Raw genomic sequence first — 13,150 nt, 5'->3', positions numbered from 1 at the left:
GGAAGGGACTCAGGCGGCGATGGGCCGTGCTGAGCTGGTCAAACTTAAACGAGAACACAACTATGCTTTCCTCCCGTAAAGCTTTTGCTTCGGTTTCCAAGCGTCACTTGCTGCTGATCGCTGTTGGCTTCAGCACCGTACTGACCGGTTGCGCTACGTCGCCGACGTCCAAGGTCGCCTCGAGCACCAAGGTCGAGTACTACCCGAACTGCTACGAGCCGGTGCAGCACCTGCGCGCCACCGATTCGAACATGACCAAGTCGGTGGTTACCGGTGCGGCTGTCGGCGCTGTCGGCGGTGCACTGTTGGGCGCCCTGACCGATTCCGAGAACCGTGGCCGCAACGCCGCCATCGGTGCAGCAGGCGGTGCCCTGGCGGGCGGCGCGGTCGGTTACTACAACGAGCGTCAGAAGCAGATCGCCGATGACAACCAGCGCATCGCGTCCTACGCCTCCGACGTCAACAAAAGCGCCGCTGACATCGACCGCAGCACCGCGTACGCCAAGGCTTCGCAACAGTGCTACCAGAGCGCGTTCACCAAACTGGTCGCCGACCGCAAGGCCAAGACCGTCAGCGACACCGAGGGCCGCAAGCGCCTGGCAGAAATCGTCGCCGGCCTCAAAGAGTCCAACGACCTGATCGTCGCGGTGAACGGTAAAGCCAGCGAAGACCTGAACAACTACACCCAGGCCTACGAAAAAGACCTGCAGCAAGTAGGCGTGCAGCGCACTGACGTGGTCACCGTGGCGACCGCCGACACCACACCGGTCGTGACCCCGACCAAGAGCAAAAAAGCGGTGAAACCGGCGAAAAAACCGGTGCTGCCAACCGTGCCGAAAGAAGCGGTCACCACCGAGAAAACCCTGCAAACCGCACAAGCCAAACAGGCGGAAAGCAAGCAAGTCGCCAGCGCAGGCACCTCTCAGGTCAACAGCATGTGCAAGAACCCGGACCTGGGCGACTGGGCACCGGTACCTTGCCCGAATGTTTGATTGAGCTTTCTGTAGGGCTTTGATCATTCCCGCGCACTGCGTGGGAATGATCTGTACTGGCTACGCCTGGGCGCCATGCGCCGCCATCTCCTGCGCTGGCAAATGATCCAGCGCTCGCTTCACCAGCAACTGCGGATTGTCCGCCATTCTGCTCAACGCCAATTTACATCCCTGCCAGCCTCCATAGGGGATGCCGAGTTGGAGCAAGCGCAAACTACCCGACACGCTTACAAGCGAACAAAAGAATGATGTCGGACGCCTCCAGAAAGTACGTCAGAGTTTTCCGCGTTTCAGAATGTTGCGTCAGCAACGCGCGAAGGGCTTCCGATACTTTTGTAAGAAATTTGAGGCGAACAGAATATGTATTTGGAGAGAAGTGGATCAAATACAAGGCGCCATCATTTTGACGGAATCTTGTATTGCTTATTGTCTGTCACTGCTATGTCCATAGATGACTGTAACTTTTCGGAAACCTCCTACATTTTTCATTTTTTATTTTTGTCATGCTGGGTTCCGCTTCAGGGCGTGAATGTTCAGTGATTATCCACTGGTTTGATAAACCGCTCTGGCCCAATGGTTTCGGGGGCAATTCGTCGAGATGGGAGGGTTAAAGCCAGCGTCAGGGAATCCCCTGTCACATATAGGGCTTTCTCCTACATGCAATAGAGAAACCGCCGTTTTATTGTTTATTTGGGTGCTTGCTAATGGCCATCATTGTGATTAGGATGCGCGCACTTGAAAGAGCACGAACTCAATTGGATGAGACTCATCGCAGCTCTTTGATACTGTCCGGCGCCATTGCAACTGCAATGGCCGCATGACCGTTTTCCTAATTAAAGGCCATGGATGTCCTACTCAAGCAAACTTTCTGCCCATTACCTTGAACTCGCAAAAGCCTCTGTTTCCCAAGAGAGTTTCGCGGGCGAGGATGTTCGCTTTTCGAGCGAATACGAGGCATTGGAAAGCGAACTGGCCAAAGCCCAGTCCATGCACGAAAGTGGTCAGATCGACTGGCTGAAAATCCGTGAAAACAGCGAAAACCTGCTGCGCACTCAATCCAAGGATTTGCGTGTCGGCGCGTGGCTGACCTGGGCGCTATACCAGCGTGAATCCTTCCAGGGGCTGCTGGCCGGCCTCGGTTTGTTGCACCATCTTTGCGAAAACCACTGGGCTGAAGTTCACCCGAACAAGGCCCGCACCCGCTCCGCCGCCATCAGCTGGTTGGTGCCGCGTCTTGAGCAGGTGCTGAACGAAAACGTTGCGATCAAAGAGCAGCTGCCGCTGTTCCGCCGGCTGGTCGAGCATCTGGAAGGCCTCGACGCCGCGTGCACCGAGCACTTGGGCGATGATGCGCCGTTGCTGCTGCCGATCTCCCGCCGCTTGAAAAACATGGTTCAGCGCGCTGCCGACAACCAGCCGGAGCCCGGTGTGGTGGGCGCCGCAGTGGCCCAGGTCAAGCAGGCTGCGACTCAGCTGTTCACCCCCGGCGCACCGATCGACAACGAGAAAGAAGCCCATAAGGCCCTGCGCGCTCAGCAGGAAAGCGCCCGTCCGTTGTGCGCCTGGTGGCTCAAGCAGAAAGCCACCGACCTGCGCGCCCTGCGCCTCAATCGTACGCTGCTGTGGCTGCCCATCGACGCGGTGCCCGAGCGCAATGCCGAGCAGATCACCGTCCTGCGTGGCGTGCCGGCAGACAAACTCAAGGCCTATCAGGACCGCTTCGACCAAGGGAAATATGCTGATCTGCTGGTAGAGCTGGAGGCGAGCCTGGCGAAGGCGCCGTTCTGGTTCGATGGCCAGCGAATGGTCTGGGAATGCCTTCAGGGGCTGAACGCCGAGATGGCCATGCGCGAAGTGGAAATCCACTTCGCGCTTTTGGTTCAGCGCCTGCCCGGCATTATCGAATTGCGTTTCCACGACGGCGCGCCGTTCGCCGACCCGGCCACCCGCGCCTGGATCAGCGCCCACGTCATGCCGCACCTGCAAAGCGCCAGTGCGCCGCGCAAGGTCGAAGTCGCCGATACCCAGCCGGCCTGGGAACTGGCCCTGGAAGAAGTCATGCCGATTCTGCGCAAGGACGGCCTCAAGGCCGCCGTGCAGATCCTCAAGCAGGGCCTGCAAAGCGCCCACGGCGGGCGGGTTCGGTTCTTCTGGCAGTTCGCCCTCGCGCGGCTGTGCTTCATGGCCAAGAAATACGAACTGGCCAAGACCCAACTCGAAACCCTCGACCAAACATTACAGGACTCAGGCCTGCACGCCTGGGAGCCCGATCTTGCGCTGGAAGTGCTGCATTTGCTGCATAGCTGCTGCGAGTTGTTACCGCAGAACCATGCAGTGCGTGAACGCAAGGAAGAGATTTATCGCAGGCTGTGCCACCTCGATCTCGAAGTGGTACTCGAATAGGCCCCAGGGCCACAACCGCAAGGAGAAAAGCCATGGCCAAAGAAGGCTCGGTAGCCCCCAAGGAACGCATCAACGTCACCTTCAAACCCGCCACCGGCGGTGCTCAGGAAGAGATTGAACTGCCGCTGAAACTACTGGCAATCGGTGACTACACCCACCGCAAGGACGAACGCAAAGTCGAAGATCGCAAGCCGATCAGCATCGACAAGATGACCTTCGACGAAGTGCTGGCCAAGCAAGAGCTGAGCCTGACGCTGAGCGTACCGAACCGTCTTCAGGAAGAAAGCGACACTGAAGAACTGGCCGTGCAACTGCGCGTCAACTCGATGAAGGACTTCAACCCGGCATCCTTGGTCGAGCAAGTGCCTGAGCTGAAAAAACTGATGGAACTGCGCGACGCGCTGGTGGCCCTCAAAGGCCCGCTGGGTAACGCGCCTGCGTTCCGCAAAGCCATCGAAGGCGTGCTCGCCGACGACGAATCCCGCGGTCGCGTACTCGGTGAGCTGGGCCTGAACGCCGCAGCCCAGGACGCCTGAGCCCCCATCAGCCAAGGAAGCCAACACAATGAGCACTAGCGCAGTACAGCAAAAGAGCAACGAGAACGGCGAATACAGCATTCTCGACAGCATCATCGCCGAAACCCGCCTGACCCCGGATGACGAAGCCTACGACATCGCCAAGCGCGGTGTGTCGGCGTTCATCGAAGAGCTGCTCAAGCCGCAGAACAACGGTGAGCCGGTCAAGAAGGCCATGGTCGACCGCATGATCGCCGAGATCGATGCCAAGCTCAGCCGCCAGATGGACGAAATCCTGCACCACCCGGACTTCCAGTCCCTGGAATCGTCGTGGCGTGGCCTGCAGTTGCTGGTCGACCGCACCAACTTCCGCGAAAACATCAAGATCGAAATCCTCAACGTCTCCAAGGACGACCTGCTGGATGACTTCGAAGATTCGCCGGAAGTGATGCAGTCGGGCCTGTACAAGCACATCTACACCGCTGAATACGGCCAGTTCGGTGGTCAGCCGGTTGGCGCGATCATCGCCAACTACTACATGTCCCCAAGCTCGCCGGACGTGAAACTGATGCAGTACGTGTCCAGCGTAGCCTGCATGTCCCACGCGCCGTTTATTGCTGCCGCCGGCCCGAAATTCTTCGGCCTGGAAAGCTTCACCGGCCTGCCGGACCTGAAAGATCTGAAGGATCACTTCGAAGGCCCGCAGTTCGCCAAATGGCAGAGCTTCCGTCAGTCGGAAGACTCCCGTTACGTTGGCCTGACCGTGCCGCGCTTCCTGCTGCGTAACCCGTACGACCCGGAAGAAAACCCGGTCAAATCGTTCGTGTACAAAGAAACCGTCGCCAACAGCCACGAGCACTACCTGTGGGGCAACACGGCCTACGCGTTCGGCACCAAGCTGACCGACAGCTTCGCCAAATTCCGCTGGTGCCCGAACATCATCGGCCCACAGAGCGGTGGAGCGGTTGAAGACCTGCCGTTGCACCACTTCGAAAGCATGGGCGAAATCGAAACCAAGATTCCTACCGAAGTATTGGTTAGCGACCGTCGTGAATACGAACTGGCCGAGGAAGGTTTCATCTCCCTGACCATGCGCAAAGGCTCCGACAACGCGGCGTTCTTCTCCGCAAGCTCGGTGCAGAAGCCGAAGTTCTTCGGCATCAGCGCTGAAGGCAAGGCTGCAGAGCTGAACTACAAGCTCGGCACCCAACTGCCGTACATGATGATCGTCAACCGCCTGGCTCACTACTTGAAAGTGCTGCAGCGCGAGCAACTCGGTTCGTGGAAAGAACGTACCGACCTCGAGCTGGAACTCAACAAGTGGATCCGCCAGTACGTGGCCGACCAGGAAAACCCGAGCGCCGAAGTCCGTGGCCGTCGTCCACTGCGCGCAGCCCAAATCATCGTCAGCGATGTTGAAGGCGAGCCGGGCTGGTACCGCGTCAGCCTGAACGTGCGCCCGCACTTCAAGTACATGGGTGCCGATTTCACCCTGTCGCTGGTTGGCAAGCTGGACAAAGAGTAAGCGGAGCGACTCATGACTGGATACGGCAGCCTTTTCGAACGCCTGGGTGGCGACGCGGACAAACGCGTCGGCTGGAGCCGCGAGGTTTCCGCCATGGCGTCGGTGGCTGCCCATCTGGCCAAGATGCTCAGCACCCGTGCGGGCAGCGTGCAAACGCTGTCCGATTACGGGCTACCCGATCTCAATGACATGCGCCTGAGCCTGCACGACTCCCTGAGTCAGGCCCGCCGGGCCATCGAAAGCTTCATCGAAGCCTACGAACCGCGCCTGAGCAACGTGCGTGTCATCTCCCTGCCGCGTGACAACGATCAGCTTCGCCTGTCCTTCAGCATCGAAGGCCTGCTGGAAGTTGATGGTTTCAAGCGCCAGGTCAGTTTCGCCGCGCGTCTGGATGGCAGCGGTCAAGTAAAGGTCAACTAAGGAGATTCGTATGTCCGGCAAACCAGCAGCCCGCGTATCCGACCCCACCGCTTGCCCGCTCCCCGGCCACGGCACCAACCCGATCGCCGCCGGTTCCGGCGACGTGTTCTTCGACGGCCTCGCGGCCGCCCGCCAAGGCGATGCCTCGGCGTGTGGTGGTGCGATGGTTGGCGATCTTGCAACGACTGTTTTGATTAACGGTAAACCGGCGGCGACCGTGGGCTCCGTTGGTGCTCATGGCAATAAAGTTACGGCCGGGTCTTCGACGGTGATTATCGGGAACTCTCACACGCCGGTTCCGTTTATTCCGCCGGTTCCATTGATGCTGTTTTCCCATTGTCAGCATGTTGTGATGGAAGATCAGGATGGAAATCCACTTCAGGATATTCCTTATCAGATTACAACCGCCAAAGGCGAAGTTATCTCCGGGCAAAGTGATGCAATGGGCAGAACCCAGTTGGTAGGGGGGGAAGAAGGTGAAACTTTTGACTTTCACGCCGCAATTGATGGAGCGTCGGTATGAGTGCCGAAATTTTGTCTACCTTGATGGCGCGGTCAATTGCGTTAACTCCAAAGTCAGATCCCGTCGGGAAAAAAGTTACCTATAAAGTATTCTGGAAAACGACTGCTTTCTGGACGGATGCAGATATTGCTGCTTATCACGACGAAGCACCATTGATTGCGGAAAAACTGATCAATGAAAAATATTGGGATAAAAACGGCGCTGTAAAAAATAATAAATTTACGTGTGAAGACTTTGCTCTGAGGGTTTTATGCGAATTTGCGTCTAAGCGTGGATTGCCGGTAAAGCTGAAAACGGGTGTTAGAACTTACCGGAATATGGAGAATTACACCGCAGCGCAGCATGATCGTTACGCTTCCAATATGTACGGCTTTAGCGAAATGGTCATGTTGACCTATGGTGCTCCGGATATGCAGGAAGTGGGTGAAAATACTCTGGCTGTGGATGCAGTAGAAAGCCTGATGCCCGGGGACATCCTTGCGCAGGCTCTTGATCGTCCTGGAGATGTTGCGCACCATATCCAAGTCGTAGTCGGAATTAATACCTCCAGAATTGACATCAGGCAGGGTAATACTAGTGGTTGGAGTACCCGCCCTAATACAACATTTCAGAGATTGATTGGCTCTAACATGGCTGATCCGCAGAATGATGGATATGCGGGTATGTCGATTGAAAAAGGATTTTATGAGAAGGCGGTTGTTGGGTGGGATTATAAAAATATGGCTAAAGGCTCTACGGATGAAGACTTTTTGAAAAACTTCCAATTGTATCGTTGGAATTTCATGGGGTTTAATAAAAAATGAGTTTTGACGTCTATTTGGCAGTGTTGGCTGATAGTGATTTGTTTGGCACTTTGGCGATTTTTTGTTTTTTTGCGGCGATTGGTAATTTGTTTGTTAGGGTTAGAAACTCAAAGTGGCACCGAGTTTTGACTTTTTTGTGTCTGGTGTCCATTACATTGCTCGAAGTGGTTGGCAGTTATTATGCCAACTTACCGCCTGCGTGAATGCAGACTTTTTTCTGTGGTGTTTTGGCACTGAAACTGCTGCTCTACAACGGAAGTTTTACTCAAGAGGATGTAAGGGATGAGCGGTTATCTGGCCGTATTAGCTGACAGTGACCTATTCGGTACGTTGGCCATTTTATCGCTGATTCTAGCCCTGACTGGGCTACGCAATAAAAGCCGTAACTCGAAGCTTCATAGGTTGCTGACGTTCATTGTCTTGATGGCGATACCGGTGATGCACGGCATTGGCACCTATTTCCTGAATTTGCCTCCCGCATAAATATGACCACTGAGCAAAAACACGTATCTAGCTCACCCAAATTCAAAACCAGGCAGCCCATCCATGTCCTTTAACCACTACTACCAAAGCGAACTCACCGCACTTCGCCAGTTAGGTCGTCGTTTCGCCGAGCGTAGCCCGGCGTTGGCGCCTTTTCTCGGTCAGGCCGGGCGGGATCCGGATGTGGAGCGGTTGCTGGAGGGCTTTGCCTTTCTGACCGGGCGCCTGCGCCAGAAGCTCGACGACGAGTTGCCGGAGCTCAGCCACTCGCTGATGCAGCTGCTGTGGCCGAACTACATGCGGCCGTTGCCGGCGTTCAGCATTTTGCAGTTCGACCCGCTGAAGCGTTCCGGGCCGGCGTTGATGGTTGAGCGTGATACGCCGGTCGAGAGCGTGCCGGTCGATGACGTGCGTTGCCGTTTCCGCACGTGCTACCCGACCGAGGTGTTGCCGCTGGATCTGGCTGCGCTGAATTACTCGGTAAAGGGTGACGGTTCGCTGTTGAGTCTGCGTCTGGAGATGAGCGCGGATGGTCACCTCGGCGAGTTGGAGCTGAGTCGTCTGCGCCTGCACTTTGCCGGTGAGCGTTACATCAGCCAGATGCTTTACCTGAGCCTGTTGCGCAACCTCGAAGGCATTGAGCTGATCCCGCTGGACGGCGCCGGCAAGCCCATCAACGGCGTAAGCGGTCAACCGATGGCGTTCAAGATGCCCGGCGACCGTGTGCAGCCGGTGGGTTTTGCCGAAGAGGAAGCGTTGATCCCGTATCCGCTGAACACCTTCCGCGGCTATCGCTACCTGCAGGAGTATTTCGCTTTCCAGGACAAATTCCTGTTCGTTGATATCAACGGTCTGGACCTGCTCAAGGCATTGCCGGAAGACACCCTCAAGCAAATGCGCGGCCTTGAATTGCGCTTCGATATTCGCAAGAGCGGCATCATGCGGATGCGTCCGACCCTGGACAACGTGAAGCTCTATTGCACGCCGATCGTCAACCTGTTCGAGCACGATGCACTGCCGATTCGCCTCGACGGCAAACAGGACGAATACCTGCTGTTGCCGGCCGAATACGACCTGGAAAACTGCGGTGTGTTTTCGGTGGAAACCGTGACTGGCTGGAAGCCCGGCGGCCTCGGTTATCAAGAGTACGTGCCATTCGAATCCTTCGAGCACGACCCGAGTTTCGACGTGCCCAACAGCCGTCCGCATTACAGCATCCGCCAGCGTTCGTCGTTGCTGCACGACGGCCTCGACACCTACCTGAGCTTCGGCATCCGCCACACCGAAGCCCACGAAACCCTGTCGATCGAGCTGATGTGCACCAACCAGAACCTGCCGCGCAAGCTCAAGCTCGGCGACATCCGCATGGCCTGCGAAGAGACGCCGGAGTTTTTGAGTTTCCGCAATATCACCCCGGCTACCTCGAGTTTCGCGCCGCCGCTGAACCGCGACTTCCTCTGGAAGCTGATCAGCAACATGTCGCTCAACTATCTGTCGCTGGCCGACGTCAACGCGTTGAAGGTGATTCTCGAAACCTACGACCTGCCGCGCTACTACGACCAACACGCGGAAAAAGTCAGCAAACGCCTGCTGGGCGGGCTCAAGTCGATCAAGCACCAGCATGTCGACAGATTGCACCGAGGGTTGCCGGTTCGCGGGTTGCGCACCGAGCTGACCATCGACCCGGAAGGGTATATCGGCGAGGGCGACCTGTTCGTGTTCGCTTCGGTTCTTAACGAGTTTTTCGCGCTTTACGCCAGTCTCAATTCGTATCACGAGCTGCGGGTAAAAAGCACACAGGGAGAGGTGTACCAATGGACACCACGTATGGGCCTGCAGCCCCTGCTTTAAGCGGGCTGACCCGGGTAATACGCGAGTACTCGCTGTTTCAGGCCGTGCTGCTGGTGATTGACCGGCTGCGCGATGCACACCCGCACCTGAGCGAAGACGACCTGTACGACCAGCTGGAATTCCAGGCCAACCCGAGCCTGGGTTTCCCTGGCAGCGACGTCGATCGCGTGGAGTTTTTCGAAGAACACGGGATGAGGCGCGCGCGTCTGCGTTTCAACCTGATCGGCCTGGTCGGCTCCGGTTCGCCGTTGCCTGCGTTTTACGGCGAACAGGCGCTGGGTGACAGCGAAGACGGCAACCCGACCCGTAACTTTCTCGACCTGTTTCACCATCGCCTGCAACGGCTGATGCTGCCGATCTGGCGAAAGTATCGCTACCGCGCGAGTTTCCAGAGTGGCGCGCTCGACCCGTTTTCGGCGCAGCTGTTTGCCCTGATCGGCCTCGGCGGCGAAGAGATCCGCAAGGCCCAGGAGCTGAACTGGAAACGCCTGCTGCCGTACCTCGGCCTGCTCAGCTTGCGGGCGCACTCGGCGGCGTTGATCGAAGCGGTGCTGCGCTACTACTTCAAGCACGCCGAGCTGACCATCGAGCAGTGCATCGAGCGCCGCGTCGAAATCCTCGACGAGCAGCGCAATCGCCTCGGTCGCGGCAACAGCATGCTCGGCGAAGACCTGGTGCTGGGCGAACACGTGCGCGACCGCAGCGGCAAATTCCGCATTCACATCCGCGAGCTCGACTGGCAACGCTTTCACGAATTCCTGCCGATCGGTTTCGGCTACCAGCCGCTGTGCGCGCTGGTGCGGTTCACCCTGCGTGACCCGCTCGATTACGACATTCGCCTGGTGCTGCGCCAGGAAGAAATCCGCGAACTTCGCATCGGTGAGCAGAACGCCTGTCGCCTGGGATGGACCAGTTGGCTCGGCCGCGAAAAAGCGGACGGCGTGGTGACCCTGGGCAGCAAAATTCATTAAGGACAGATGACACATGATCAACGTAGACCTGCAACAACTTATCCAGGCGCTGGACGCCGAAACCCGTCGTGACCTGGAAAGTTCTGCCGAACGCTGCGTCGCCCGTGGCGGCAGCAAGATCCTCGTCGAAGACTTGCTACTGGGCCTGCTGGAGCGTCCGCAAGGCCTGCTCGCCCGGGCGTTGCAGGATGCCGAAGTGGACGCTGGCGAGCTGAGCGCCGCGCTGCAATCGCGGGTCGAGCACAGCGCCTCGCGCAACCCGGTGTTCGCCCCGGAACTGGTGCAGTGGCTGCAGGACGCCTTGCTGGTGGCCAACCTCGAACTGGGCCAGAGCCAGGTCGAGCAGGCCGCGTTGATCCTCGCATTGCTGCGCAACCCGATGCGCTATGCCGGCAGCCGTTATCAGTCGTTGCTGGCCAGGCTGAACATCGAGCGTCTGAAAGAATTCGCCCTGTCGCAGAAAGAACAACCGGTCACCGGCAAACCGGCGGTGCCCGGCGAATCACTGCTGGAGCGCTTCACCCACAACCTGACCCAGCAGGCTCGCGACGGCAAACTCGACCCGGTGCTGTGCCGCGATGGCGCGATCCGTCAGATGGTCGACATCCTCGCTCGTCGCCGCAAGAACAACCCGATTGTGGTGGGTGAAGCGGGCGTCGGTAAAACCGCTATCGTCGAAGGACTGGCCTCGCGCATCGCCGCCGGTGAAGTGCCGCAAGTCTTGAAAGGCGTTGAGCTGCTGTCGCTGGACATGGGCCTGTTGCAGGCCGGCGCCAGCGTCAAAGGCGAGTTCGAACGTCGCCTCAAAGGCGTGATCGACGAAGTCAAAGCCTCGCCGAAGCCAATCATCCTGTTCATCGACGAAGCCCACACCCTGATCGGCGCGGGTGGCAACGCCGGCGGTTCTGACGCGGCCAACCTGTTGAAACCAGCCCTGGCCCGTGGCGAGTTGCGCACCATCGCCGCCACCACCTGGGCGGAGTACAAAAAATACTTTGAGAAAGACCCGGCCCTGGCCCGTCGTTTCCAACCGGTGCAACTGCACGAACCGACCGTCAGCGAAGCGGTGACCATTCTGCGTGGCCTGGCTCAGGTCTACGAGAAGAGCCACGGCATCTACCTGCGTGATGACGCGGTGGTTGCCGCGGCTGAGTTGTCCGCCCGTTACCTGGCGGGTCGTCAGCTGCCGGACAAGGCTGTCGATGTGCTCGACACCGCCTGCGCCCGCGTACGCATCAGCCTCGCCGCCGCCCCGGAAAGCCTGGAACGCCTGCGTGGCGAACTGGCCGAAGGTGGCCGTCAGCGTCAGGCCCTGCGTCGTGACGCCGAAGCCGGTCTGCTGATCGATCACGAAGCGCTGGACGCTCTGGAAGATCGCCTGGCCGACGCCGAAGACGAAAAGGTCGCCCTCGAAACGCTGTGGACCGAGCAGAAAGAGCTGGCCGAGCGCCTGCTGGAGCTGCGTCAGCAACTGGCCAAGGCTCGCGAAGCCGCCGCCGACGAGCCGACCATCACGGTCGAGGAAGACGCCGAAGGCGCCGTGATCGAGTCGCTGCCCGTAGACGAAGCGCAAAGCGTTGAAACCCTGGAAACCGCGCTCAACGAAACTCACAAAGCTCTGACCGAGCTTCAGGTCAAAGAACGCCAGGTGAGCTTCGAAGTCTGCCCGCGTCTGGTGGCCGAAGTGATCAGCGCCTGGACCGGTGTGCCATTGGCGCAACTGGCCCGCGAACACAACGCCAAGGTCGCAAGCTTCGCCACCGACCTGCGCACGCGCATTCGTGGTCAGGAACAAGCCGTTCACGCCCTTGATCGCTCGATGCGCGCCACCGCTGCAGGCCTGAACAAACCTGATGCGCCGGTCGGCGTGTTCCTGCTGGTCGGCCCGAGCGGCGTCGGCAAGACCGAAACCGCGCTGGCCCTCGCTGATTTGTTGTACGGCGGTGATCGTTTCATCACCACCATCAACATGTCCGAGTTCCAGGAGAAGCACACCGTGTCGCGTCTGATCGGTGCGCCGCCGGGCTACGTCGGTTACGGCGAGGGCGGCATGCTCACCGAAGCCGTGCGGCAGAAACCGTACTCGGTGGTGTTGCTTGATGAAGTCGAAAAAGCCGACCCGGACGTGCTCAACCTGTTCTACCAAATCTTCGACAAAGGCGTGGCCAACGACGGGGAAGGGCGCGAGATCGATTTCCGCAACACGCTGATCCTGATGACCTCGAACCTGGGCAGCGACCGCATCAGCGAGCTCTGCGAAAACGGCGCGCGGCCGACCGCCGAAGTCCTCGAAGAAACCATTCGCCCGGTGCTCAGCAAACACTTCAAGCCGGCATTGCTGGCGCGCATGCGCGTGGTGCCTTACTACCCGGTGGGCGGCCCGGTGCTGCGTGAGCTGATCGAAATCAAACTCGGTCGTCTGGGCGAGCGCCTGAACCGCCGTCAGCTGGATTTCACTTACTCCCAGGACCTTGTCGATCACCTGGCTGAACGCTGCACTCAAAGCGACAGCGGTGCGCGCCTGATCGACCACTTGCTCGACCTGCATGTACTGCCGCTGGTGGCCGACCGTTTGCTCGATGCGATGGCCACCGGTGAAAGCCTCAAGCGCGTGCATGCGACGCTCGACGGCAATGCCAGCGTGACGTGCGAGTTCGCCTGAGG

General features: G+C 58.6%; 11 protein-coding genes. All 11 read left to right on the top strand.

The genetic code is table 11. The features are described from left to right. Window positions 1-62: 62 nt before the first annotated feature. Window positions 63-992: a type VI secretion system-associated lipoprotein TagQ gene (gene tagQ, locus AC07VO_RS25980; protein WP_064621125.1), complete on the top strand. Its 930-nt coding sequence runs from the start codon at window positions 63-65 to the stop codon at window positions 990-992. An 846-nt stretch (window positions 993-1,838) separates the two neighbouring features. After that, entirely contained in the window at window positions 1,839-3,395 is a 1,557-nt protein-coding gene (tssA, locus tag AC07VO_RS25975) for a type VI secretion system protein TssA (protein WP_019650068.1), read from the top strand. Between the two features lie 32 nt (window positions 3,396-3,427). Then, entirely contained in the window at window positions 3,428-3,931 is a 504-nt protein-coding gene (gene tssB / locus AC07VO_RS25970) for a type VI secretion system contractile sheath small subunit (RefSeq protein ID WP_007934526.1), read from the top strand. Between the two features lie 28 nt (window positions 3,932-3,959). Further along, a complete protein-coding gene (gene tssC, locus AC07VO_RS25965; RefSeq protein WP_018927432.1) occupies window positions 3,960-5,435 on the top strand; it encodes a type VI secretion system contractile sheath large subunit in 1,476 nt (491 codons plus the stop codon). A gap of 12 nt (window positions 5,436-5,447) precedes the next feature. Further along, window positions 5,448-5,855 carry a type VI secretion system baseplate subunit TssE gene (gene tssE / locus AC07VO_RS25960; RefSeq protein ID WP_018927433.1) on the top strand — a complete coding sequence of 136 codons (408 nt, stop codon included), beginning with the start codon at window positions 5,448-5,450 and terminating at the stop codon, window positions 5,853-5,855. Between the two features lie 10 nt (window positions 5,856-5,865). After that, window positions 5,866-6,378: a PAAR domain-containing protein gene (locus AC07VO_RS25955; protein WP_064621122.1), complete on the top strand. Its 513-nt coding sequence runs from the start codon at window positions 5,866-5,868 to the stop codon at window positions 6,376-6,378. Continuing rightward, the gene (locus tag AC07VO_RS25950; RefSeq protein WP_064621121.1) at window positions 6,375-7,181 is read left to right on the top strand and encodes a hypothetical protein; all 807 of its coding nucleotides are present in this window, start codon (window positions 6,375-6,377) and stop codon (window positions 7,179-7,181) included. Before AC07VO_RS25955 ends, AC07VO_RS25950 begins: the two co-directional genes overlap by 4 nt. 282 nt (window positions 7,182-7,463) lie before the next feature. Continuing rightward, window positions 7,464-7,664: a hypothetical protein gene (locus AC07VO_RS25945; protein WP_019650072.1), complete on the top strand. Its 201-nt coding sequence runs from the start codon at window positions 7,464-7,466 to the stop codon at window positions 7,662-7,664. Window positions 7,665-7,727: 63 nt separating this feature from the next. Beyond that, on the top strand, window positions 7,728-9,515 hold the full coding sequence (tssF, locus tag AC07VO_RS25940; protein ID WP_086945197.1) for a type VI secretion system baseplate subunit TssF: 1,788 nt from the start codon (window positions 7,728-7,730) through the stop codon (window positions 9,513-9,515). After that, on the top strand, window positions 9,479-10,486 hold the full coding sequence (gene tssG / locus AC07VO_RS25935) for a type VI secretion system baseplate subunit TssG (protein WP_018927440.1): 1,008 nt from the start codon (window positions 9,479-9,481) through the stop codon (window positions 10,484-10,486). Before tssF ends, tssG begins: the two co-directional genes overlap by 37 nt. A gap of 13 nt (window positions 10,487-10,499) precedes the next feature. Next, a complete protein-coding gene (gene tssH / locus AC07VO_RS25930) occupies window positions 10,500-13,148 on the top strand; it encodes a type VI secretion system ATPase TssH (protein ID WP_495007679.1) in 2,649 nt (882 codons plus the stop codon). The last annotated feature ends 2 nt before the right edge of the window (window positions 13,149-13,150 follow it).

This window comes from Pseudomonas sp. GW821-FHT03E01 (assembly GCF_059420765.1).
Note: the sequence above shows the minus strand (reverse complement) of the source record. Positions and strands in the feature narration are given on the sequence as shown.

What these genes read in the sequence shown, in the direction of transcription:
- tssA (WP_019650068.1), top strand. Translation starts at nt 1,839, where the DNA reads ATGTCCTACTCAAGCAAACTTTCTGCCCATTACCTTGAACTCGCAAAA.
- tssH (WP_495007679.1), top strand. Translation starts at nt 10,500, where the DNA reads ATGATCAACGTAGACCTGCAACAACTTATCCAGGCGCTGGACGCCGAA.
- tssF (WP_086945197.1), top strand. Translation starts at nt 7,728, where the DNA reads ATGTCCTTTAACCACTACTACCAAAGCGAACTCACCGCACTTCGCCAG.
- AC07VO_RS25945 (WP_019650072.1), top strand. Translation starts at nt 7,464, where the DNA reads ATGAGCGGTTATCTGGCCGTATTAGCTGACAGTGACCTATTCGGTACG.
- tagQ (WP_064621125.1), top strand. Translation starts at nt 63, where the DNA reads ATGCTTTCCTCCCGTAAAGCTTTTGCTTCGGTTTCCAAGCGTCACTTG.
- tssG (WP_018927440.1), top strand. Translation starts at nt 9,479, where the DNA reads ATGGACACCACGTATGGGCCTGCAGCCCCTGCTTTAAGCGGGCTGACC.
- AC07VO_RS25950 (WP_064621121.1), top strand. Translation starts at nt 6,375, where the DNA reads ATGAGTGCCGAAATTTTGTCTACCTTGATGGCGCGGTCAATTGCGTTA.
- tssE (WP_018927433.1), top strand. Translation starts at nt 5,448, where the DNA reads ATGACTGGATACGGCAGCCTTTTCGAACGCCTGGGTGGCGACGCGGAC.
- tssB (WP_007934526.1), top strand. Translation starts at nt 3,428, where the DNA reads ATGGCCAAAGAAGGCTCGGTAGCCCCCAAGGAACGCATCAACGTCACC.
- AC07VO_RS25955 (WP_064621122.1), top strand. Translation starts at nt 5,866, where the DNA reads ATGTCCGGCAAACCAGCAGCCCGCGTATCCGACCCCACCGCTTGCCCG.
- tssC (WP_018927432.1), top strand. Translation starts at nt 3,960, where the DNA reads ATGAGCACTAGCGCAGTACAGCAAAAGAGCAACGAGAACGGCGAATAC.